This is a genomic window from Candidatus Pelagibacter sp. Uisw_113 (assembly GCF_047717815.1).
Classification (GTDB): domain Bacteria; phylum Pseudomonadota; class Alphaproteobacteria; order Pelagibacterales; family Pelagibacteraceae; genus Pelagibacter.
Genome location: NZ_CP159809.1, coordinates 393,316 through 414,576, shown reverse-complemented (window position 1 = coordinate 414,576; position 21,261 = coordinate 393,316). Strand labels below are relative to the sequence as shown.

The following is a 21,261-nucleotide window of genomic DNA, read 5'->3' as shown; positions in this document are numbered from 1 at the left end:
TTATGATGAAACTCTTTTAGTAATATAATCTAATATTGTTTGATTATAATATTGAAAACAATCTACCATATCCATGTCATGATACTTTTTAACTTTTTCTTTCCATTCTTTGCCATTGTTTATGCCAATTCTAAAACATTTTTTTCCATTTATTTTTTTATCTTGAGAAATAATTACTCTTTTAACTCCTGGTATTTTTTCAACCCAGTCAGATAAAAGTCCATCGTAAGGATCTTTGGGGTGCGTAAAAACTAATACAGGCAAATTTTTACTTTTACTTATTTCATCTATCTGATTTTGTCTCATCTTTGCTGGCCCAGGGTCTAATTTAGCAAATTTAGTAAGCGCTTTTTCAACACCATTCTTTTTTACTTTTCTTTCTTTGGATTGTTTTCCATAGCAAGCTTGCATTAATGATATGCCTCCACCAACTTTGTTAGGATATCTTGCTGTTAACATCATTGTCATCCAACCACCACAAGAATGACCAGTTATAATAATTTGTTTGTTTGGAATTCCTTTTGATACAAAAAAATCAATAATATCTAAATTTGCATCTAATCTTTTTTCTAATTTTAGCTTTCCTTTGTAAGGTGGATTGAGCTTTTTCCCTGTCCATAATCTTTTCCAATCATCTCCTGCTAAATGATCAGTGCACAAAAGATAAAGCATTATTTCTTTTTCATCTACTTTTTTTCCAACTAATGATGAAAAATTTCTAATTCCATTTTTCCAAACACATGTTTTTTTGGAAGGCTTATCATGACGATCTTGACCATGATTATATATAAGAATTATTTTATCTTTGGGATTTATAATATTTTGCTCTTTAGCATAATCCATATTGTTATTAAGAAACCCATTTTTAAGAAGTTTATCAGAGTGTGCAGGAATATTATAAAATAAAAATATGGTTAATATTATTATTATTTTTTTCATTTATTAAGAGCTCTACCAGCTACTGTTTTAAGTTTATCTATTGTTTTTTGAGTTCTTTTTTCAGGTGCAGTAATAATTGCTACATCTAAGCAATTATTAGTAGGGTCTTTTGGATCTATATGATCTTCAAAATTATCAATTAAATTTTTAATCATAACTTTTGCTTTCTCAGCATTACCTAATAAAACTTTAATAACCTGTTGAACATCAACATTTTCATGATCTGGATGCCAGCAATCAAAATCAGTAACCATTGATACAGATGCATATCTAATCTCAGCTTCTCTTGCGAGCTTTGCTTCAGGCATATTGGTCATTCCAATTACATCTGCTTTCCATGACCTATATAAATTTGATTCAGCTAATGTTGAAAATTGAGGTCCTTCCATAACAACATAAGTTCCATTTCTTTGATAATCTATATTTGATTTCTTAATCGCATCTTCACAAGCGTTCATCAAGCCATTAGAAGTTGGGTGTGCCATTGAAACATGAGCTACTATCTCATCATCAAAAAAAGTTTTTGATCTTGCAAAAGTTCTATCAATAAATTGGTCAACTATTACAAATTTACCAGGTGGTAAATCTTCTTTAAGAGACCCGACAGCAGAAACTGAAATAATATCGGTTACACCCAGTTGTTTGAGTGCATCAATATTTGCTCTAAAATTAATATTTGAAGGTGAAACAAAATGGCCTCTTCCATGTCTTGGTAGAAAAAAAACTTCCTTATTATTATAATTTGTCTTTAAAATTTGATCTGAAGGTTTTCCCCAAGGAGTGTATAAATCAAGTAATTTACGCTCTTTAAATTCTTCTATATCATAAAGACCACTTCCACCAATGATTGCTAATTTATTTGTTGTCATAATTAAAAATTTATTTATTTATACTTTTATAATTTATTATTATGAATTTAAAAGATTATATCAGATCAATTCCGGATTACCCAAAAAAAGGAATTTTATTTAGAGATATTACTACTTTAATTAAAAATGAAAAAGCTTTTGCTGAATCAATTGATCAAATAATTGAAAGATCTAAAAAATTTAATGTAGACAAAATTGCTGCGATAGAATCTAGAGGATTTGTTTTTGCATCAGCTGTCTCTTATTTACTTAAAAAACCATTTATTATGCTTAGAAAAAAAAATAAATTACCTGCTGAAACTTTCTCGGTAGATTTTGAATTAGAGTATGGAACAGCTACGATAGAAGTTCACAAAGACTCAATTGAAAAAAATGATTCTGTTTTAATTATAGATGATTTAATTGCAACAGGAGGTACAGCTGAGGCTGCTGCAAAACTAGTTGAAATGTCTGGTGGAAATATTGCTGCTTTCATATTTGCAATTAATCTTTTTGATTTAAGTGGATCTGATAATTTAGTTAAAAAAGGTTATCAAGTAGAAAGCTTGATGGATTTTCCAGGACATTAAATTTTAAAATTGAGATCTATACCAAGATTTTTTATTTATAGCAGCATTAATAAAACCTGAGGCTCTATTTAAATAAATTCTTTGTTTTACTTTATCTTTTATTAATAAATAAAAAATATATTTAACAAAACTAAAAATGAATTTTGGAAAACCTTTTATAAAAGCTGCAAAGTAGCCATGATGTTTTTTATTAAAATAAAATTTAGACCAAATCCAATGCCAATTTCTAGCAAACTCTACTTCGTTTTTATATTTAACATTAACTGCTTTTCCTCCCAAGTGTTTTATTTTTGATATTGGGACTATGAATATATCTTCTTTTGCTTCTATTATTCTTTTACATAAATCATCATTTTCTAGATACATAAAAAAGTTTTCATCAAAATAATTTTTATGGAAAATTATATCTAATTTTTTTTTATTAAATAGCATTGCAAAACCATCAATACTTTTAACCTTAAATGGAAAATTATAATCAATTGAAATTTTTTTATTATTTTTAAATTTATAATTTGGATAATTAATATCAGATGATATTGGTGCTATTATTGCAAAATTAGAAATTTTTTCAGATGCAATAATAAGTTCATTAATTGTTGATGGTTCAAGGATTACGTCTGGATTGAGAATTAAAACAAAGTCTGTTTCTGCTTTTTTAATACCAATATTATTACCTGACCCCATGCCCAAATTTTCATTTGAAAGTACACAAGATACATTTTTATAAGATTTTTCTAACTCATCTTTAAATTGATAATTGTTTGAATTTTCAACTACAGTGATTTTGATATCTTTATCAATCGATTTTATACATTCGTGAATTACTCCTTCACTTTTAAAAGTTACAATAACTATTGATAAATTTTGCCTAGATATTGACATACTGTATGAATAATGATCTTTAAATATTGAACTATACTAATAGTTTTTACTAATGTAAAAAATAAAATTATGAAAAAAATAATTGTGACAGGTGGACTTGGTTTTATTGGCAGTAATCTAATAGAGCTACTGCTTAAAAAAAATTTTAGTGTAATAAATGTAGATAAAGTTACTTATTCTTCTAATTTTTACAATACTCAGAACTTTTCTAAAGATACACGCTATAAATTTATTAAGTGTGACCTCAACAATAAGTCTAAACTTAGTAAAATTATTTTCTTGCACAAACCACTTTGTATTTTCAATTTAGCAGCAGAAACTCATGTTGATAGATCAATTGATGGTCCGGAAAGTTTTATTAAAAGTAACATCTTAGGTGTTTTTAATTTACTTGAAATTTTTAGAAAATATTCAAAAAAAAATAAGAAAACTAGACTGGTACATATTTCAACAGATGAAGTTTATGGAGATATACTGAAAGGAAGATCTCATGAAAAATTTCCTTACAATCCTAGCTCACCCTATGCTGCAAGCAAGGCTGCTTCAGATCATTTGGTTTCTTCCTATGTAAGAACTTATAAAATCCCAGCAATTATAACTAATTGTTCTAATAATTATGGCCCAAAACAACACCCTGAAAAACTTATTCCAAAATTAATATACAACATTTTTAATAATAAAAGCTTACCAATTTATGGAAATGGAAAAAACTCTAGAGAATGGATATATGTAGAAGATCATTGTGAAGCTTTATTAAGAGTTTTTCAAAAAGGTAAAATTGGTGAATTTTACAATATTGGTTCTAATAAAAATTTAAATAATCTTGAGATTTGTAAGTATCTAATAAAAGTTGCAAAAGAAAAGATTAAAATTGGAAAAAATGTTAAAATTGAATTTGTTACAGATAGACCTGGTCATGATGTAAGGTATGCTCTAGATAGCAAAAAAATATTAAATAGATTGGGCTGGAAAACTAAAATGAATTTTAAAAAAGGATTAGAAAAAACTTTTTTATGGTATTTAAAAAATGAAAAATATTACAAATCTATATCTAAAATTGATATTGTTAAGAGAGTTGGAAAAATTTAATGATTAATAAAGGAATAATTCTAGCTGGTGGTAAGGGAACAAGAATGAGCCCACTAACAAAAGCTGTAAACAAACAACTTTTACCAATTTATGATAAGCCTCTAATTTTTTATCCGTTATCAATATTAATGCTAGCAAAAATAAAAGACATACTAATCATTGTTAATGAAGGTCAGCTCGATCAGTATAAAAAAATAATACCTAATGGAAATAACCTTGGTATAAAAATAACTTATAAAGAACAGCCTGAACCCAAAGGTTTACCAGATGCATTTATCCTAGGAGAAGAATTTATTGGAAAAAGCAATGTTGCTTTGATATTGGGAGATAATTTTTTTTATGCACAAAACCTTTCAACAAATCTTATGAACTCAGCAAAATTAACAAAAGGTGCAAAAGTTCTATTACATAAAGTTGCTAAGCCAGAATTATTTGGTGTAGCCAAAATAAATGATAGAAATAAAATCATATCCATTAAAGAAAAGCCTAAAAAATATCTGTCTGATTTGGCAATCACTGGCTTATATTTTTTTGACAATAAAGTCATAGAATATTCAAAAAAACTCAAGCCATCAAAAAGAGGTGAGATTGAAATTGTTGACCTTCTAAATAAATACAAAAAAACTAACAACCTATATGCTGATTTTTTAGGCAGAGGTGGTGCTTGGCTAGATACAGGGTCAATGGATGACTATTATAAAACAAGTGCCTTTGTATCGGCAGTTGAAAACAGGCAAGGCTTGAAGATCGCATGTTTGGAAGAAATTGCATTAAATAATAAATGGATTAATAAAAGTCATATAATTAAGTCAATTAAATTCTACGGAAATTGTGATTATTCAAAATATTTAGCAAAACTAATTTAAATGAAAATTTACAGTACAAAATTTCAAGGATTAATAGTTTTCAAATCAAAGAATTTTTTAGATTCTAGAGGCTCATTAAGGGAATTGTCATTAGAGAAGCATTTAAAAAAGAGATTAATATTTTCACTAGTTTCTAGGTCTAGTTCACCAGCTAAAAATTTTTCAAAGGTATCTTTTTGTCCTGAGGTAGCTTGTGTTATGGTTGACTTTTCTGTCTGAGCATTCATCACATCTATTTCTTCTGGTGATGTATTAAATCCTCTTTTAAAATCTTCAATGCCTTGCGATATTGTATTCTTTTTTTCAAATTTTTTTACAGGCATAATTGGGCTACCATCTACATACTTTGCTTTTTTTAGGTAACCTCTACAAGCAGAGCAAATACGCTTGCCTATAGCTGTGATTGGTATTTGTTGCATCTGGCTAAAATCTTTACAACTACTACTTTTACAATGTGCCCAAACATAATTATCGTTACTTAACTTTTTAGTTCTACTTTCAGCTCTAACTTTAGATTTTGTTTTAGCTAAGTTTTTTTTTGCAATTTTTTTTTTTGCTGGTTTAGGAACACCACAATTAGGACAAGTCTTAGCAAGTGTTGAAACTGCTTTACCACATTCTCTACATTCAGACATTGCCATATCCAAACCCTACCAATATTCAAATCAGGTGTCTAGGTGATGGAATAAATGTTTTTGAAATTGTTTTGTTATTATATCTTCTAACTCGTACTTCCCATTTGCCCATTCTTCTTCTAAACGTTGCCATTTAATTTACCTCATTGGAGCATGAGTGGAGCAATTGATAATTGAAAATGTGTAGCCTTAAATAAGGCTTGATTAATGGTAGCGGGAAGTGGAATCGAACCACTGACCTCAGGCTTATGAGTCCTGCGCTCTAACCGACTGAGCTACCCCGCCACTTAATTATTGTTGATTTATAATAGATTTTTATTTTAGTGCAATCAAGTTTTTGCCAGTTTTTTTTATGCTCTGTGCCTATAGTGTGCCAAGTATATATAGCTTTTTAGTGTGCCTAGATTTAAGCTAACGTATAGAGACAATGAAAAAAACTTTCATAATATTTTTGTTAATCATTTTAAACATGACTACCAGTCATGCAAAAAATGATTCAAATATTACCATTGAAGAGGTTAACAATTTTTTAAAAAAATTTAGAGGAGAAGGTGAAATAAGTGATGACCGTATTAGTAGAAATCTTTCTTATTTATATAGATTAAGGGGTCCCATCGTTTTTCAATGGAATGAAAGCGAATATGATAAAACAAAAAGATTAAAAAGACGTCAAGCAAAATGTATGGATAAGTATGGTATGAGGTTTTTAAAAGAAAAGCCCATTGCTTATCTTGATGAGTTTTGTCATGAAAGAATTATTAAAATAACCTTTTCAAGAAGTAAAAAATCTCAAAAAAAATTCCCAGGAGATATTTTTTATGCTTTTGCTGCATTAGAAAATCTAATTTTTAAAAGTACTATTAAATTTCAGAAAAAAAGTGCTTTAACGGCAAAATCTGGTTTTTTGAAAAAAAAATATGTAAAAAAAATAGAAAGATTCAAAAAAGACCCTTCTAATGAAAAATTATTGGGAAAAGCTTTAATTAGAGGGATTAAATTATTCAGAGTGCTACCATTAATTCGTGCATCTGTTGGTGTTGATGAATCTATGAGTACCGTTGAACCACCAATTAATACAAGGTATTTACTGATGGGCGATATGTTAAATTCAAGAGTTGCTGATATTAAAAAAAATAAGATAAACCCTGATATCAAAGAACGTGAAGTCTTATTAAAAAAATATTCTAATACATTATTTTTTATCAAGAAAAAATTAGAGCAAAATAACTATAAAAACTTAGATGTAAACGTATTAACTTTATCAACTGCATTTAAAAACTTAAATGAACTTCAAAGTAGCACATCAGAATTTGGAAAGAATTTTGACTTAGCAATAGATAGTATTTCTGACTCAAATAAACTAATTGAAATTAGCACATTAAATGCTCAAAAAAATGATGATGAAAAACTATTAGCTCTATCTTCAATTAAAATAATGGAAAATATGATAAATTCTATTTCAAATAATCTTCCCAATAAATATGAAATTATACCACCAAAAATAAAAAATGTTCTTAGTAAAATGGATAACCAAAATATAGAACAAATTATTCAAGACATTAATATTGTTAGAGGTGATGAATTAGTTGAATTAACCAAAAGTATGAATGTAGTTGATACATTAAATCTCAGTGAATATGCAAAATCAAATAGCAACTATAAGTATAGTTTTTCTTACAAAACTATGAACTCTTCAAACGTAATGAAAACTTTAAATAATTTAGGAATGAAGAATACGATTGATAGATCAACATTAAACTCACTTACTAAAAGATTATCTACACCAGATACTGCTGCTGAAGTTGCTGCAAGGCAACTTAAAGACAGTTTGGATAGAGAATGGGCTAAAGAAGTTTTTAACAATATGAGTGTTTATGAAAATGTTTCAAATGTTGCTGGTCAAGCAGTCCAAAATGCTATGAACGAAACATCTGTTGATGATATTGATACCTCAACACCAGAAGGTGCTAAAGAATGGGGTAAAGAAGTGTTTGGTAATATGTCTATTTATGGTCCAGACTAATAAAAAATAGTTTTGTTTCCCGCTGTCACTATTTTTATTTTTCTTACTGTGCCTAGAGTGTGCCAAGATAGATGAAGATGTTAATTAAGGGTCACAGGACACTGAACAAGACCCAAGACCTCAGGCTTATGAGTCCTGCGCTCTAACCGACTGAGCTACCCCGCCACTTAATTATCGTTGTTTTATAATAGATTTTATTTTCTGTCCAATCAAGTATTTGCCTGTTTTTCTTGCTGACTGAGTCAAGAGTGTGTCAAGAATATATGGCTTTTTAGTGAGTCAAGATTTAAGCTAACGTAAAGAAATTATGAAAAAGATTTTAGGGGTCATGATTCTAGGATTGTTTTGGTGCAATGTTGTTTTTGCTGATCTAATTTTGTTTTGTAAACAAGAGGTTAGGTTAATTATTGAAAAAGATAATAGTGAAACCATTAATATGAAACAGGATTGGAAATTTGTAATAACTGAAACTGAGATAATTGTTCCTGGCTTTGAAGTTTTGTATAAAGAGCTTATGAGAAAGAACTATTCTGAAACCTCATATTATGCTTCAGATAAAATGGTTGCTGATGAATCATTTATAGCATTTCACACTTATATCAAAATTAGTAGAACCACAGGTGAAGGTTATATTTCACAAACTATTGCTAATACGACGACAAAACAGCCATTTATTTGCTCAACCAAAGAACCAGAATTATTATTTTAATTATAAATAAAGATATAGCTTGCAGCTACTAATTCATTTTTATAAGGTTTTGTATGAATAAAATAAAAGCAATTATAATTGGAGCAGCTATTTTAGTATCAATGGCGTTCCCTTCTATGGTAGCCAATTCTGCTGTAACTTGTTTTAAATCTGGTGAGCAAACATCAGGTATGAATAAAATTTGTTATTACAATTGCATGGGCTCTACTGCAGCAATTACAATATCTGCAGTTAAACTTTGTCCATTAACCATAAGACAATAAAAATAACTTACTCTATGAAGAGTTTGAATATTTCAATTATATTCTTAACTCTGTTCTTATTTCATGGGTGTGCATCTGGACCAAAAAACACCATACCTTATAAATATAGAACAGAAGCTCAAGTTAAAATGGAATGTGAAGCTCAGATAGCAAAAAATGCACAGAGCAATGCTAATGCTGGATCTGATGCGGGTAATTTTACAATGGGGTTTCTGGAAGCTATGATGGAAGACTGGGCTTGCGATCCACTTAAATAATTAATCTTTTTTCTAACAATATTCAGTCCTAATAAAAACATTAAGCTATGATCTAAGTGGAATCATGCATTGGATTTCATTCCTTTTCAAACATTTACGGTTTTTTTCCTTTATGTCCTCTTTCCGTAAACCCCTTGATAGGAGAAGGAGTGAAACCATTACCAACTACAAATTACTAACTATTAAAAAGGAGCTTAAATCATGAAGCGTTTTCTTATCTTTATTTCATTGCACTTATTTTTATTTCTATTGGTTTTTGTTCATCAGGCTCATGCCAGTGATGAGGAGTGGACTATTGATAGATTTAAAGGTTTATCCTACGCAAGAGTATCTGGTGAAGTAACCCATGGTGATAGTCTAAATTTCTTTATTTCAACAGAAGATGATTGTGCAAAAGTTTATAACAACTTTACTTTTTATACTTATGAAAAACCTGGAGATATTAAACAATTAATAGACAAAGATATTCCAATCAAAATGAATGGTGTAGACTTAACAGCAAATGTTATAAGCGTTTCACCTTTTTTAATGGGATATAGAGTTTCATTTAGCTTAGGTAAATTTCCTACAAAAGAATACATATATTTCTTAAAAGAGTTTTATGATGAATTTCAAAAGTATGAAATTGAAATTGTAGATGGTATAGATTTCAAAGTTGCTAAATATTTTGATGTTCCTGTCAACAATTGGAAATTAGATAAGTTAGTTCCATCAATATTAGAAGCAAATAAAATTTGCAAAGATATAAATAATTTAGATAGTTAAAATTAATTAGTTTCCCCTTGTCACCTATTTTTTACTTCTCTCTGTGTCATGAGTGTGTCAAGGAATGTGAGAATGGTAATTGCGATAGCTATACTGCGATAACTAACAGCGGACAGCGGGCTTATGAGTCCTGCGCTCTAACCGACTGAGCTACCCCGCCACTTAATTATCGTTGATTTATAATAGATTTTATTTTTAGTGCAATCAAGTTTTTCCCTGATTTCCTTGCTGACTATGTCCTATGTGTGTCAAGGATATATGGATTTTTTGTGAGTCAAGATTATACTAACGTTTATAAATAATTAAAAAATGAAAAATATTCTAATTACTGGTTCAACAGGATTTGTTGGCTCAAATCTTTTAAATAATCTTTATAATGATAATAAAATTTATCTAATTATAAGAAAAAAAAAACAAATAAAAAATTTAGTTAAAAAATATAAAAACGTAAATATTATTTTTTATAATAAAGTAAATGAGCTTAATAAAAAATTAAAGAATTATAAAATAGATATCGTTATTCATTGTGCAACACATTATGTAAAAAAACATAGTTACTCTGATATTAAGAAGCTTAATAGTTCAAATATTTTATTAGGAAATGTTTTATTGGACAATTTAAAGGTCATGAAAGTTAAGAAATTTATTAATTTTTCTACAATTTGGGAGGATTTCAATTCAATTAAAGATAATAATTACAATCTCTACTCAGCTTACAAAAAAGGATTTGGAATTATCTTGAGCTACTATGAAAAAATACTGTCTACTATTAAATTTTACAACTTAATGATATCTAATACATTCGGTGAAAATGATACAAGGTTAAAAATTACTACTATTTTAAAAAATAATCATAAAAAAAACAAATTAACTGTAATAGTTTCAAAAAATTTAATTATGAATTTATTAAATATTAATGATATCTCTACTGCAATTGCTTTAATAATTAAAAAAAATGTTAAACCTGGAAAGTATTTACTTAAGAACAATAAAGATTTTAAAATTAATGAAATCATTGAAGAATTTAATAAAAATAATATCAAAAAATTAAGAATCAAGTGGCTGTCTAACAAGATAATTAGAGAAAAAATATATCCTTACAGCAATCTAAAAGGATGGAAACCTAAACAGAGTGGTATACTAGATATTGTAGATACTATAAGTTTTTAATTAAAATAGTTGTTTTTAAAATAAATTACACTAAAAGAAATTATCTTAAAATTTTTTAATAGATGAAATTAATTAAAACTAAATTTAAAGGATTGTTTCTTTGTGAAAAAGAAACATACCTCGATAACAGAGGTTATTTTCGAGAACTTTTTGTTGAAAAAATTATTAAAAATAATTTTATATTTGATGTTATGTCTCACTCTAAAAAGGGGGTGCTAAGAGGACTACATTTTCAAACTGATAATCCTCAGGGAAAGTACATAACTGTTTTAAGGGGTAAGGTATTTGATGTTGCTGTGGATTTGAGAAAAAAATCAAAAACATATGGTAAGTATTTTTCTACAATATTAAGTGAAAAGAAAAATGTTTCAATGTTTATACCAGAGGGTTTTGCACATGGTTTTTACACATTAGAAAATAACACAATAATGCTTTACAAATGTACTAATTATAGAAATGAAAAAACTGAAAATGGACTACTCTGGAATGACAAAGATTTAAATATTAAATGGCCAGTTAAAAATCCAATACTATCGCAAAAAGATAAGAATGCTCATAGCTTTGAGTATATAATAAATAATAATAAAACTTATTAAAAATCAATGACAAAAAAAGTATTTTTAAATTTAGGAAAACAACCTGTGACTAATTCTTATTTAAAAAATTTAGATAATTTAGATAAAGAATATTTCTACAATTTAAAAGTTACATATAATGATAAAAACAATCTTGTTTCACTTAAAAATTTTGTAAAACCAACTATGATGTTTAATAGTAAGTATGCTCATAGAGCTTCCTCTTCAAAAACAATGCAATCACATTTTAAAGAGCTCTCAAAAGAATGTAAGAAAAAAATCAAAAATATTAATTGCCTTGAAATTGGAAGTAATGATGGTGTTTTTATAAAAAATTTTTCAAAAAAAAATACTATAGCTGTTGAACCATGTTCAAACTTAGCAAATTTAACTAATGATATGGGATACATTACATATCCTGTATTTTGGAATCAAAAAATTTCTAATAAAATTTTAAATAAACACGGTAAAAGAAATCTAATTTTTTCTGCAAATACTATGTCTCATATTGAAGATTTGGATGAAGTATTCACATCTATTAAAAAACTGTTAGACAAAGATGGAGTGTTTATTTTTGAAGATCCTTATATCTTATCTGTGTTACAAACAAACTCTTATGATCAATTTTATGATGAGCATGCTCATTTATTTTCATATTTATCGATTACAAATTTGATCAAAAAATTTGAATTAAGAGTTTTTGATGTTAAAATATTAAATGTTCATGGTGGTTCAATCAGATTCTATATTTGTCATAATGATGGAAAATACAAAAAAAAAAGGTCTGTAAGCAGAATTTTAAACATTGAACTTAAAAATAAAATAAACAAATTTCAGACTTATAAAAACTTTGCAAATAAAATTAGGAGGTCAAAAAAAAAACTTTTAAAAATATTAAAAGATATTAAAAAAAGTAAAAAATTGATTGTTGGATACGGTGCTACATATAAATCTTCAACTATCTATAATTATTGTAATATTAACAGTAAGCTGATTGACTACATTGTGGATACTACGAAAAATAAACAGAATAAATTTACACCTGGTTCTCATATTAAAATTTTATCCCCAATTAAAGGGTTGCATAAAGAAATAAAGTATATTTTTCTAGCTGCATGGAATTTTAAAAAAGAAATAATAAATAAAGAAATAAATTTTTTAAAAGAAGGTGGATGCTTTATTACTCACGTTCCCTATCCAAGAACAATTACATTAAAAAATGTTAGAAAAGAAATTTCTTAATTGGCTCAAATCAGCAAATGATTTTTCTAAACCTAAAGTTATTTTAATTGATATTAAAAAACTTAAAAAGTGGAATTTTACTGAGAGAACAATTAATCATGAAAGCAATAGGTTTTTTAACTTTAAATATTACAAAGTACTATCTAAAATTGGCAATATTTCTAAATTATTTTACTCTCCATTTATTGTTCAGCAAGAGGTAGGAATTTTAGGAATATTAATTAAAAGATTCAAGAATGAATATAAATATTTATTACAAGCTAAATTTGAGCCAGGAAATATAAACAAAATACAGATATCTCCCACGCTACAAGCTACAAAAAGTAATTATAATAAAGTTCACAAAGGTAAACAAACTGATTTTGTTGATTTTTTTTTAAATTCAATAAATAAAAGAAATTACATTTTTAATAAAAAACTTCCCGAACAAGGAACTAGATATATAAATAAATATAACCACAACATTATAATAGAATCAAAAAGTAATAATATAAAAGTACCAAAGAATTTTCTTTGGGTTACAAAAAAAGAAATTAAAGAACTTTTAAAGAAAAATAATTTATTAAATATGGATACACTTTCTGTGCTTTCATGTATTGTAAAAAAAGAACCTAACGTTGTTTCTCACAATAAAAAAATAGAAATAAATAATAAAATTTCTGTTTTTGACAAGCTTCATAATCAAAAAATTAATTTAACTAATTTAACTAATTTAAAGGGTTGGAAATATCATAATAAAAAAATTATCAATTTAAATAAAGAATATTTTTCAATTATTGGAATAAGAACTGTTACGAATTCAAGAGAAATAAAAAGTTGGGATCAGCCAATTATTAGAGAGTATCACAATGGCATTGTTGGTTTTATTGTTAAAAAACTTAATAATTCTTTACATTATTATATGCAGATAGTCAAAGAGCCAGGCTATAAAAAGCCTTTATTAACAGGAACTATATGCGTTAAGAATTTTGGAATTAAAAATTATAAAAATAATTTTTTTATTAATATCTTAAAACAAAAGAAAAAATCTAAAATTTTATTTAATAAAACCTTATCCGAAGAAGGTGGAAGATTTTTTCATAAACAAAATCAAAATTTAATAATCGAAATAAAGAATCAAATTAATATTGCTGAAAAAAAAAATTTCATATGGCTATCACACAATCAAATGGTTGATTTAATTAGAAAAGGTACTATTAGTATCGAAGCAAGAAACTTATTTCTTTCTTTTAATGTAGAAAAAATATTATGATAAAAGTTTGGGATTATATTCCGGAATATAAAAAACACAGAAAAGAATTTTTAAATGCAATCGATGAAGTGTTCAAAAGCTCAACTCTAATATTTGGACCAAAATTAATTGAATTTGAGAATAAATTTAAAAAATTTGTTGGCACAAAGTATGGGCTGGGGGTAGGAAATGGAACTGATGCTCTTTATATAGCTATGAAAGCCTTAGGTATTGGTGTTGGTGATGAAGTTATAACAACCTCAAATACTGCGGTTCCTACGGTTACAGCAATAGTGAATGCAGGTGCTACCCCAGTTTTTGTAGATGTAGATAAATATTATGTAATTAATGCAAAATTGATTAAGAGCAAAATCACAAAAAAAACTAAAGCCATAATTCCTGTTCATTTATATGGGCAAGCCTGTGATATGGATGAGATAAATCAAATTGCTAAAAAAAATAATATTCATATTATAGAAGATTGTGCTCAATCACATGGAGCTGAATATAAAGGAAAAAAAACTGGCTCATTAGGTGATGTAGGTTGTTTTTCATTTTATCCCACTAAGATCTTAGGAACTTATGGTGATGCAGGATTCATAACAACTAATAATGAAAAAATTTACGATAAAATGATGAGAATTAGATTTCTAGGAATGGAAAGAAAAAAAATGTCTTCTGGGCACTGGAATGGCCAATACTATGCTGTTGAGCATGGTACTAATTCAAGATTAGATGAAATTCATGCTGCAATACTTTTAATAAAATTAAAAAATTTACATAAAAGTATAAAAAAAAGACAAAAAATAGCTAAAGTCTATGACAAAGAACTAAAAAATACTGATTTAATATTGCCAGAAACAAACAAAAAAAATAAACATGCCTATTATGTATATGTAGTTCAACATAGGGATAGAGATAAAATTATATCAGAGTTAATTAAAAAAAATATTCATTTGAACATAAGTTATCCATGGCCTATCCATATAATGGAACCATACAAAAAATTTGCTAAAAAAATGTCTTGCTTCAAATGCAATAAATGCAATTATACTTGCTTGGATAATACAAATCTTTTTTCCAAAAAAATATTTTCTTTACCAATGTATCCAGAGCTAACACTTAAAGACCAATTGTATACAATCAAGTCAATAAAGAAAATTCTATTAAACTTAAATTAAAAAAAATCAAATCTAGTTATTTTTTTCTAGGTATATTAAATGTTATAACTGGCCATTCCAGATAATTGGAATATTTTTTAAACCAATAAGACATATATCTTTCTGCTAGAAAAGCATAAATTCTTGTTTCATAACCTCTATCCTCAAGTCCAAATGCTTTTTCACATCTTTCTAGCCATGGGAATAAGGAATTATAAAATCTATCCATAATAACTTTAGATTTACTAAGAAACATACAGCCTCTATTAAATGAAACCTCAGTTGAAACGAAATTTAAAAAACCTTCTTTTTCTGCTATATCAAGACAATTAATAGCATCATCTAAAAACTTTTTTCCATGAAACATTTCAAAATGAAATTTAATTGTTTCTCCATTCTTATTAAGTATTAATCTAGGATTGTTGAATAAAGCTAATTTTCCATATTTTAAAATTTTAGAAAATTTATTATTATTTACAAAAATTTCATGTCCTAAAATAACATCAAAACTATTCCATAATTTAGGTATACTATTAATTACAATATTATTAATATTTTGATAATTATTTGTATTAACGTTATGATAATTTAATTTATCTTTTAAATAAACTTCATACTGCTCTTCATTTGCCCAAAAATCTCTATAAGCACAAAAGCCATCCCAATTATTGTCATCTTTGTATTTTAGTTTATTTTTCCAAAACCAAAAATGAAATGTAAATTCTGAATACCATTTATTTTTATGTGAAATATTATTTCCTTTGTTATCAAGATACCATTCATTATTAAAGTTTTTATCTCCTAGCCCTACAGGAATATATTTTAATTTTTGTATCAATTTTAAATCATCTGGGTCTATTGATATACAATAAATATTAAGTTTCGAATCAATCATGGTCATCTGATGTTTATAATTAAGTGATGTATAATTAAAGTAAATTAATATAAAGATTATTATTATGTAAGTATATTAATTTATGAAAAAAAATATTAAGTACACAGTTTTTGGTCACACAGGTTTTTTAGGAAGTAATATAGTAAAATTTTTAAAGGAAAAAAATTATGATGTTTTTTTACCTTCGCGAAACAAAATAAAATTTACTAAAAATTTAAATAATATAATTTATTGCATCGGCTCCGATAATGTATTGGATGATCCAATCAATGCAATTCAATCAAATCTAATGATGTTATCTAAAATTATAATTAACAATAAATTTAAAAACTTTATCTATATTTCTAGCACAAGACTTTATCTAAATTCAAAAAATACAAATGAAAAAGATGCTATTAAAATCAACACTAGTTCAAAAAACTATTTTTATAACTCACTTAAAGCTGTGGCTGAGAATTTTTGTCTTTCACAAAAAAACAAAAATATAAAAGTAATTAGATTGTCTAATTTATATGGCTTGAATTTCAGGAAGCAGATATACTTACTTCCAAGCCTAATTAGAAATTCAAAAAATAATAAAAAAATAAATATTTACATAAACAAAAAGTCTAAAAAAAATTATGTTAATATCAATAATGTAATTGATATTATTATTAAGATAATGAATAAAAGTAAATATAGACTTTATAATGTTGCTTCTGATAAAAGATTGACTATTGAAAAAATCGCATCATCTATAAAAAAAGTTACAAATTGTAAAATTATTTATTCCAATCAAAAAGAAAGATTTGATGAACCAAAAATTGACATAACGAGAATTAAAAAAGAGTTTAAATTTAAACCAACTAATAATTTTGATAATTTTATACCTGATATTATTAAAAAATATAAATTGTAGTGGGAAGTGGACTTGAACCACTGACCTCAGGCTTATGAGTCCCACACTCTAACCAACTGAGCTACCCCGCCACTTAATTATCGTTGTTTTATAATAGTTTTTATTTTTAGTCCAATCAAGTATTTGGGTAATTTCCCTGCGGACTGTGTCAAGTAATGAGTTTACTACTTAAATTTTACTTAGTGCTCAGCTCTAAATTTTGAGTGACAAGACTTACAGCTACTCCACATGTATTTACCAAGAGTTGCTTTCACATCTTCTGCACTATCAATAACGGACGTTAGCTCAATCATATTATTTGAAGCTTTTGTCATTAATAGATTAAATTCATCTTTATTTTCCCAAATAGAAGGCAAAGCTTCTGTTTTAAATCCTACTTTTGAATTTTCAGGAAAAAGATCTAATAATCTTTTATAATTATCACTCATTTCAATCATTAGTTTTTTTGCTTCATCTATATCTCCATTAGAAGCAAGACCTTGGACTCTTTTGGCGGTTTTGTAATTTTTACTAAAAATGGATTTTCTTTCTTTAATAATCTCTTCAACAGTTTGTTCTGCAAAAACACTAAAACTAAATAATAATATGAATATAAAAAATAAAGTATTTTTAATTGTTGTCATAATATGTTTAATTTAAATATGTCTATATTAAATAATAAATCAAAATATGGATTATTAAATAAATTATTCCATTGGTTAACTGCCGCAGGATTAATAGTTCAGATACCTTTAGGTTTTTATTTGGTAGATTTGGACTTTGATCAATCTAGAGTTGATATAGAGAATTATCATATAGTATTTGGATTAATTATATTTTACGTAACTCTTATAAGATTTACCTTTAAACTATTATCACCTGCACTTGATTTTAAAGGTAGTGCTTTTCTAGGACAAAAACTTATAGCAAAATTAAATCACCTATTATTATATTTGACTTTGTTAGCGGTCACATCTTCAGGTATCTTAAAAAAATTATTTAATGGTGAAAGTTTAAATATTTTTTTTAAAAAAATTAATTTAACTTATAATTATGAACTTTCTGAGCAGTTTTACTCAATACATGTATTGGCTAATTATACATTAATTGGATTAATTACATTACATATTTTAGCAGTACTATTTCATAAATTTTTTTTAAAAGAAAATATCTTAAAGAGAATTCTTTAGACTTTTGTAAATATTATACATTTGAGTTTATCATTAAATAAGATGTTTTTTTTATATTTGAGATTAATCTCATTAATTCCATTAGAAATTTGAAGTGAGCTAAATTTTAATAGAGTAGATATATAACGCTGCTTTATCATCTTTAAATATACATTTTTTTTAACATTCACTTTAAAATTAAATTTAGTGATATTTTTTTTAATATTAAGTTGAAGTAGTTTTTTCCAAATAAGGTTATCTCTTTTAAATGATTGGGTAAGTTTTTGTTTCATTAAAGGAAATGTAGGAATTTCATTGTTTTTTGTATCTAAAGTTAAAATTAAAATGACCCCTCCTGCTTCTAAACTTTCATGTGAAATTCTTAATATCTTCGTAATTTCTCTTAAATTAAAAAAATGAATGGTTTGTTTGATCAATATTAAATCAAATTTCTTTTTGTTATTCGTAAGATATTTAATTGCATTTGTTTTTTTAAAGGAAATTCTTTTGTCAAAATCTTTATGATTTTCGATATCAATTCCAATAGGCTTATTTACTAATTTGTGTTTAGAGGATAGTGAACCCATAATCTTACCACGACCACATCCAATATCTAAAATTTTTGAGTGTTTAGTTAATTTTTTTTGTTTTACCAAAAAATTATTGAACGACTTAATATATTTTCTAGATGAAATCCAAGTATTGTTGTCCCAATTTTTTATACTTAACATTATTTAATTTAAAACATTTTAACTTTTATTCAAATAAAGTATTAGTTATTCATGTTTGATAAATTACACATATTTCTTGGAGCGACAGTTGCAGATGCAGCGGCAAGACCTTTGCATTGGGTATATGATAAAAAAAAACTCAGTTCTTATATCAAAGGAAAAAAAAACATTGCTTTCTTTAAACAAAATAGGTCTCCATTCTACTCTATTAAAACTGGTGAAGTTTCTGGATACAACGATGTAGGTCAGGTGATGTTTAAAACATTAGCTAAGACAACAAATCATAAGGAGGTCATTAAACTTTTTAAAAAAAATATTGTCAAAAATTTTGGGCCAGGCTCAAGGTATTGGAAAAACCTATCTTTAAGAAAAAAATATAAAAAGATTAAATGGAAAACAGCCATGAAAGGTCCATGGATCCATCAAAATATTTTAGAAACTATTAAAAATATTAAATTAAAAAAAACTATTACAGGTGGAACCAAAGTTAACGAGTCAGATGGGTATTGTGCAAGTCTACCCTTTTATTTTTCAAACAATTCTGACCAGAAAACCAAACAAATTATAAGAACTGTTGCTAATGGCAAAATTAGTGAGCAATTTGCTTTAGCAAAACTTAAGATTATTGATTTAGCTGATAAAGGAGACAAGGATCCAATTAATAGTTTTTTAAGAAAAAATATAAAAAACAAATACTTTAAAGATGTTATTGAAAACATCAAAAAAGTTAAAAGAATTAAGTCAAAACCTCACAATTTTGTTGTAAAGAAATTTGGTAAAGCATGTAGTTATCCAGGTACTTTTAATGGTGCAATACATGCAATCATCACCTCTAAAAGTTTTAAAGCTGCAGTTATAAAAACAATTAAAGCTGGTGGATGTAATTGTTCGCGTACTAATTTTGTAGGTGCTTATTTTGCAGCTTACAAAGGTTTAAAAGGTATTCCTCAAGATTGGATTAAAAAAACAAATCCTGCTAAAGCTATACTGAAGTTTATTGCTTAAATGCAAAACCCATCCATTAAATACATTTTAAAATTATCTATTCCTATTTTTTTTGCAAACTTGGCTATTCCACTTGTTGGCATTATTGATACTGGTTTAATGGGTAATCTTGGTAATTTATCATATTTATCAGCAACTTCTGTTGCTGCTAATTTATTTTCTATGATTTTTTGGAGCTTTGGTTTTTTAAGAATGGGAACTGTTGGTTTAGTTTCACAAGCTTATGGTAAAGAAGATTACACAGAAGTATTTAATATTGTTGTTCGAAATTTAGTTTTTGTTTTACTAATTTCATTGATCTTAATTTTATTACAAAATTATATATTCAATCTAAGTGCGGATATTTTTAATTTATCAGACACTACTAGGCAATTTTATCAGGATTACTTCCAAATAAGAATTTATTCAGCACCTGGTGAGTTAACACTTTACATTATAACTGGTTTATTTGTTGGATTACAAAAGACCAAAATCTCAAGTTTAGCTGTTGGTCTTTTTTCAATTCTAAATATAATTTTAAGTATTATTTTAGTTTCAAAATTTAATTTAAATATTAAAGGGGTTGCTTATGGGACTTTATTCTCAGCACTTTTAATATCGACAACATTTCTAGGTTATACATTTTGGTATCTAAATAAAATGTCTAAAATTATTATTACCATTAATAAATTAATAGATCTTAATAAACTTAAAAATATTTTTAATATTAATCTTAACATATTTATTAGAACTATATTGTTAACCTTTTCATTTTTTTGGTTTACTTATCTTGGTAGTCGAATTGGTGAAGATTATATTGCGGCAAATGCCATCTTGATTAACTTAGTTTTTTTGTCTGCTTTCATTCTTGATGCTTACGCATTTTCAACTGAAGGTATGGTTGGATATTCTTTGGGTAAAAAAGATATAGGCTTATTTAAAAAGATTGTTAAAAACTCCTTTATTTTAAGTACACTTACTGGATTAATTATTTCAATAATTTATTTTTTTATTAACAGGTGCGTCATTACATTAATGTCTGATATTGAAAGTATTAGAAATCTAAGTTCGTCTTATGCTTTATGGCTAATACTTATGCCCTTAATTTCATCATTTTGTTATCAATTTGATGGAATATTTATTGGAGCTTCACAAACAAAAGAACTTAGAAATGCGATGATTTTCTCAGTATTTTCTTATTTATTAATATCTTTATATTTAACAAAAATAATGGGCAATACTGGAATATGGATTTCCCTGTGTTTGTTCATGGTGTTAAGAGCATTATCTCTATTTTATTATTTAGACAAAATTTATTTAAGATTTGGTACTATTAAATAGATTCTACTATTCTCAATATA

General features: G+C 26.5%; 24 protein-coding genes and 1 tRNA gene. 17 read left to right on the top strand and 8 right to left on the bottom strand.

The features are described 5' to 3' along the window. Positions 1-939 carry an alpha/beta hydrolase family protein gene (locus tag ABXT39_RS02175; protein WP_415295645.1) on the bottom strand — a complete coding sequence of 313 codons (939 nt, stop codon included), beginning with the start codon at positions 937-939 and terminating at the stop codon, positions 1-3. After that, positions 936-1,808, bottom strand: coding sequence for an S-methyl-5'-thioadenosine phosphorylase (locus tag ABXT39_RS02170; RefSeq protein WP_415295644.1), 873 nt, complete (start codon positions 1,806-1,808; stop codon positions 936-938). The genes ABXT39_RS02175 and ABXT39_RS02170 overlap by 4 nt, the downstream gene beginning before the upstream one ends. Before the next feature lie 41 nt (positions 1,809-1,849). Here ABXT39_RS02170 and ABXT39_RS02165 point away from each other — a divergent pair, with 41 nt between their 5' ends. Then, a complete protein-coding gene (locus ABXT39_RS02165) occupies positions 1,850-2,377 on the top strand; it encodes an adenine phosphoribosyltransferase (protein WP_415295643.1) in 528 nt (175 codons plus the stop codon). 3 nt (positions 2,378-2,380) lie between these two features. Here the strand turns inward: ABXT39_RS02165 and ABXT39_RS02160 are convergent, their stop codons facing one another. Beyond that, positions 2,381-3,259 carry a glycosyltransferase gene (locus ABXT39_RS02160; protein ID WP_415295642.1) on the bottom strand — a complete coding sequence of 293 codons (879 nt, stop codon included), beginning with the start codon at positions 3,257-3,259 and terminating at the stop codon, positions 2,381-2,383. 69 nt (positions 3,260-3,328) lie between these two features. Here ABXT39_RS02160 and rfbB point away from each other — a divergent pair, with 69 nt between their 5' ends. Together rfbB and ABXT39_RS02150 are read left to right on the top strand one after the other, a co-directional pair. Further along, positions 3,329-4,348 carry a dTDP-glucose 4,6-dehydratase gene (gene rfbB, locus ABXT39_RS02155; protein WP_415295641.1) on the top strand — a complete coding sequence of 340 codons (1,020 nt, stop codon included), beginning with the start codon at positions 3,329-3,331 and terminating at the stop codon, positions 4,346-4,348. After that, positions 4,348-5,214, top strand: coding sequence for a sugar nucleotidyltransferase (locus tag ABXT39_RS02150; protein WP_415295640.1), 867 nt, complete (start codon positions 4,348-4,350; stop codon positions 5,212-5,214). Before rfbB ends, ABXT39_RS02150 begins: the two co-directional genes overlap by 1 nt. Before the next feature lie 23 nt (positions 5,215-5,237). On the opposite strand, the gene ABXT39_RS02145 is transcribed toward ABXT39_RS02150, so the two are convergent. Beyond that, positions 5,238-5,855 (bottom strand): hypothetical protein, encoded by a 618-nt coding sequence (locus ABXT39_RS02145; RefSeq protein ID WP_415295639.1) that lies wholly within the window; start codon positions 5,853-5,855, stop codon positions 5,238-5,240. 202 nt (positions 5,856-6,057) lie between these two features. Then, positions 6,058-6,134: transfer RNA gene (locus ABXT39_RS02140), tRNA-Met, on the bottom strand. 142 nt (positions 6,135-6,276) lie between these two features. On the opposite strand from ABXT39_RS02140, the gene ABXT39_RS02135 reads away from it, so the two are divergent. From ABXT39_RS02135 to ABXT39_RS02090, 10 genes are all read left to right on the top strand, one after another. Then, on the top strand, positions 6,277-7,872 hold the full coding sequence (locus ABXT39_RS02135) for a hypothetical protein (RefSeq protein WP_415295638.1): 1,596 nt from the start codon (positions 6,277-6,279) through the stop codon (positions 7,870-7,872). Between the two features lie 307 nt (positions 7,873-8,179). After that, positions 8,180-8,581 (top strand): hypothetical protein, encoded by a 402-nt coding sequence (locus tag ABXT39_RS02130; RefSeq protein ID WP_415295637.1) that lies wholly within the window; start codon positions 8,180-8,182, stop codon positions 8,579-8,581. A 53-nt stretch (positions 8,582-8,634) separates the two neighbouring features. Further along, on the top strand, positions 8,635-8,844 hold the full coding sequence (locus ABXT39_RS02125) for a hypothetical protein (protein ID WP_415295636.1): 210 nt from the start codon (positions 8,635-8,637) through the stop codon (positions 8,842-8,844). A 14-nt stretch (positions 8,845-8,858) separates the two neighbouring features. Next, entirely contained in the window at positions 8,859-9,101 is a 243-nt protein-coding gene (locus ABXT39_RS02120; protein ID WP_415295635.1) for a hypothetical protein, read from the top strand. Positions 9,102-9,302: 201 nt separating this feature from the next. Further along, a complete protein-coding gene (locus ABXT39_RS02115; RefSeq protein WP_415295634.1) occupies positions 9,303-9,866 on the top strand; it encodes a hypothetical protein in 564 nt (187 codons plus the stop codon). 309 nt (positions 9,867-10,175) lie between these two features. Then, the gene (locus ABXT39_RS02110) at positions 10,176-11,036 is read left to right on the top strand and encodes an NAD-dependent epimerase/dehydratase family protein (protein ID WP_415295633.1); all 861 of its coding nucleotides are present in this window, start codon (positions 10,176-10,178) and stop codon (positions 11,034-11,036) included. Positions 11,037-11,098: 62 nt separating this feature from the next. Further along, the gene (gene rfbC / locus ABXT39_RS02105) at positions 11,099-11,632 is read left to right on the top strand and encodes a dTDP-4-dehydrorhamnose 3,5-epimerase (RefSeq protein WP_415295632.1); all 534 of its coding nucleotides are present in this window, start codon (positions 11,099-11,101) and stop codon (positions 11,630-11,632) included. A 6-nt stretch (positions 11,633-11,638) separates the two neighbouring features. Further along, the gene (locus ABXT39_RS02100) at positions 11,639-12,853 is read left to right on the top strand and encodes a class I SAM-dependent methyltransferase (protein ID WP_415295631.1); all 1,215 of its coding nucleotides are present in this window, start codon (positions 11,639-11,641) and stop codon (positions 12,851-12,853) included. Further along, complete coding sequence (locus tag ABXT39_RS02095; protein WP_415295630.1) at positions 12,831-14,105, top strand: NDP-hexose 2,3-dehydratase family protein; 1,275 nt, start codon at positions 12,831-12,833, stop codon at positions 14,103-14,105. Before ABXT39_RS02100 ends, ABXT39_RS02095 begins: the two co-directional genes overlap by 23 nt. Continuing rightward, positions 14,102-15,265 carry a DegT/DnrJ/EryC1/StrS family aminotransferase gene (locus ABXT39_RS02090; RefSeq protein WP_415295629.1) on the top strand — a complete coding sequence of 388 codons (1,164 nt, stop codon included), beginning with the start codon at positions 14,102-14,104 and terminating at the stop codon, positions 15,263-15,265. Before ABXT39_RS02095 ends, ABXT39_RS02090 begins: the two co-directional genes overlap by 4 nt. A gap of 16 nt (positions 15,266-15,281) precedes the next feature. On the opposite strand, the gene ABXT39_RS02085 is transcribed toward ABXT39_RS02090, so the two are convergent. After that, positions 15,282-16,139 carry a DUF4422 domain-containing protein gene (locus tag ABXT39_RS02085; protein WP_415295628.1) on the bottom strand — a complete coding sequence of 286 codons (858 nt, stop codon included), beginning with the start codon at positions 16,137-16,139 and terminating at the stop codon, positions 15,282-15,284. An 82-nt stretch (positions 16,140-16,221) separates the two neighbouring features. Here ABXT39_RS02085 and ABXT39_RS02080 point away from each other — a divergent pair, with 82 nt between their 5' ends. Beyond that, positions 16,222-17,037, top strand: coding sequence for an NAD-dependent epimerase/dehydratase family protein (locus tag ABXT39_RS02080; protein WP_415295627.1), 816 nt, complete (start codon positions 16,222-16,224; stop codon positions 17,035-17,037). A gap of 179 nt (positions 17,038-17,216) precedes the next feature. Here ABXT39_RS02080 and ABXT39_RS02075 read toward each other — a convergent pair whose 3' ends face one another. Continuing rightward, positions 17,217-17,660, bottom strand: a complete 444-nt coding sequence (locus tag ABXT39_RS02075; RefSeq protein WP_415295626.1) for a cytochrome c — start codon at positions 17,658-17,660, stop codon at positions 17,217-17,219. Between the two features lie 18 nt (positions 17,661-17,678). Between ABXT39_RS02075 and ABXT39_RS02070 the strand changes: the two genes are divergently transcribed. Next, positions 17,679-18,206, top strand: coding sequence for a cytochrome b (locus ABXT39_RS02070; protein ID WP_415295625.1), 528 nt, complete (start codon positions 17,679-17,681; stop codon positions 18,204-18,206). Here ABXT39_RS02070 and ABXT39_RS02065 read toward each other — a convergent pair. Next, the gene (locus ABXT39_RS02065) at positions 18,203-18,916 is read right to left on the bottom strand and encodes a class I SAM-dependent methyltransferase (protein WP_415295624.1); all 714 of its coding nucleotides are present in this window, start codon (positions 18,914-18,916) and stop codon (positions 18,203-18,205) included. The genes ABXT39_RS02070 and ABXT39_RS02065 overlap by 4 nt on opposite strands. A 51-nt stretch (positions 18,917-18,967) precedes the next feature. Here ABXT39_RS02065 and ABXT39_RS02060 point away from each other — a divergent pair, with 51 nt between their 5' ends. Both ABXT39_RS02060 and ABXT39_RS02055 read left to right on the top strand, forming a co-directional pair. Continuing rightward, positions 18,968-19,921 carry an ADP-ribosylglycohydrolase family protein gene (locus tag ABXT39_RS02060; RefSeq protein ID WP_415295623.1) on the top strand — a complete coding sequence of 318 codons (954 nt, stop codon included), beginning with the start codon at positions 18,968-18,970 and terminating at the stop codon, positions 19,919-19,921. Next, a complete protein-coding gene (locus tag ABXT39_RS02055) occupies positions 19,922-21,241 on the top strand; it encodes an MATE family efflux transporter (RefSeq protein WP_415295622.1) in 1,320 nt (439 codons plus the stop codon). It abuts the gene before it with no gap. The last annotated feature ends 20 nt before the right edge of the window (positions 21,242-21,261 follow it).

Bases quoted from the DNA above. Each gene is read 5' to 3' on its own strand.
- ABXT39_RS02175 (WP_415295645.1), bottom strand. From the start codon at position 939: ATGAAAAAAATAATAATAATATTAACCATATTTTTATTTTATAATATT.
- ABXT39_RS02170 (WP_415295644.1), bottom strand. From the start codon at position 1,808: ATGACAACAAATAAATTAGCAATCATTGGTGGAAGTGGTCTTTATGAT.
- ABXT39_RS02165 (WP_415295643.1), top strand. From the start codon at position 1,850: ATGAATTTAAAAGATTATATCAGATCAATTCCGGATTACCCAAAAAAA.
- ABXT39_RS02160 (WP_415295642.1), bottom strand. From the start codon at position 3,259: ATGTCAATATCTAGGCAAAATTTATCAATAGTTATTGTAACTTTTAAA.
- rfbB (WP_415295641.1), top strand. From the start codon at position 3,329: ATGAAAAAAATAATTGTGACAGGTGGACTTGGTTTTATTGGCAGTAAT.
- ABXT39_RS02150 (WP_415295640.1), top strand. From the start codon at position 4,348: ATGATTAATAAAGGAATAATTCTAGCTGGTGGTAAGGGAACAAGAATG.
- ABXT39_RS02145 (WP_415295639.1), bottom strand. From the start codon at position 5,855: ATGGCAATGTCTGAATGTAGAGAATGTGGTAAAGCAGTTTCAACACTT.
- ABXT39_RS02135 (WP_415295638.1), top strand. From the start codon at position 6,277: ATGAAAAAAACTTTCATAATATTTTTGTTAATCATTTTAAACATGACT.
- ABXT39_RS02130 (WP_415295637.1), top strand. From the start codon at position 8,180: ATGAAAAAGATTTTAGGGGTCATGATTCTAGGATTGTTTTGGTGCAAT.
- ABXT39_RS02125 (WP_415295636.1), top strand. From the start codon at position 8,635: ATGAATAAAATAAAAGCAATTATAATTGGAGCAGCTATTTTAGTATCA.
- ABXT39_RS02120 (WP_415295635.1), top strand. From the start codon at position 8,859: ATGAAGAGTTTGAATATTTCAATTATATTCTTAACTCTGTTCTTATTT.
- ABXT39_RS02115 (WP_415295634.1), top strand. From the start codon at position 9,303: ATGAAGCGTTTTCTTATCTTTATTTCATTGCACTTATTTTTATTTCTA.
- ABXT39_RS02110 (WP_415295633.1), top strand. From the start codon at position 10,176: ATGAAAAATATTCTAATTACTGGTTCAACAGGATTTGTTGGCTCAAAT.
- rfbC (WP_415295632.1), top strand. From the start codon at position 11,099: ATGAAATTAATTAAAACTAAATTTAAAGGATTGTTTCTTTGTGAAAAA.
- ABXT39_RS02100 (WP_415295631.1), top strand. From the start codon at position 11,639: ATGACAAAAAAAGTATTTTTAAATTTAGGAAAACAACCTGTGACTAAT.
- ABXT39_RS02095 (WP_415295630.1), top strand. From the start codon at position 12,831: ATGTTAGAAAAGAAATTTCTTAATTGGCTCAAATCAGCAAATGATTTT.
- ABXT39_RS02090 (WP_415295629.1), top strand. From the start codon at position 14,102: ATGATAAAAGTTTGGGATTATATTCCGGAATATAAAAAACACAGAAAA.
- ABXT39_RS02085 (WP_415295628.1), bottom strand. From the start codon at position 16,139: ATGATTGATTCGAAACTTAATATTTATTGTATATCAATAGACCCAGAT.
- ABXT39_RS02080 (WP_415295627.1), top strand. From the start codon at position 16,222: ATGAAAAAAAATATTAAGTACACAGTTTTTGGTCACACAGGTTTTTTA.
- ABXT39_RS02075 (WP_415295626.1), bottom strand. From the start codon at position 17,660: ATGACAACAATTAAAAATACTTTATTTTTTATATTCATATTATTATTT.
- ABXT39_RS02070 (WP_415295625.1), top strand. From the start codon at position 17,679: ATGTCTATATTAAATAATAAATCAAAATATGGATTATTAAATAAATTA.
- ABXT39_RS02065 (WP_415295624.1), bottom strand. From the start codon at position 18,916: ATGTTAAGTATAAAAAATTGGGACAACAATACTTGGATTTCATCTAGA.
- ABXT39_RS02060 (WP_415295623.1), top strand. From the start codon at position 18,968: ATGTTTGATAAATTACACATATTTCTTGGAGCGACAGTTGCAGATGCA.
- ABXT39_RS02055 (WP_415295622.1), top strand. From the start codon at position 19,922: ATGCAAAACCCATCCATTAAATACATTTTAAAATTATCTATTCCTATT.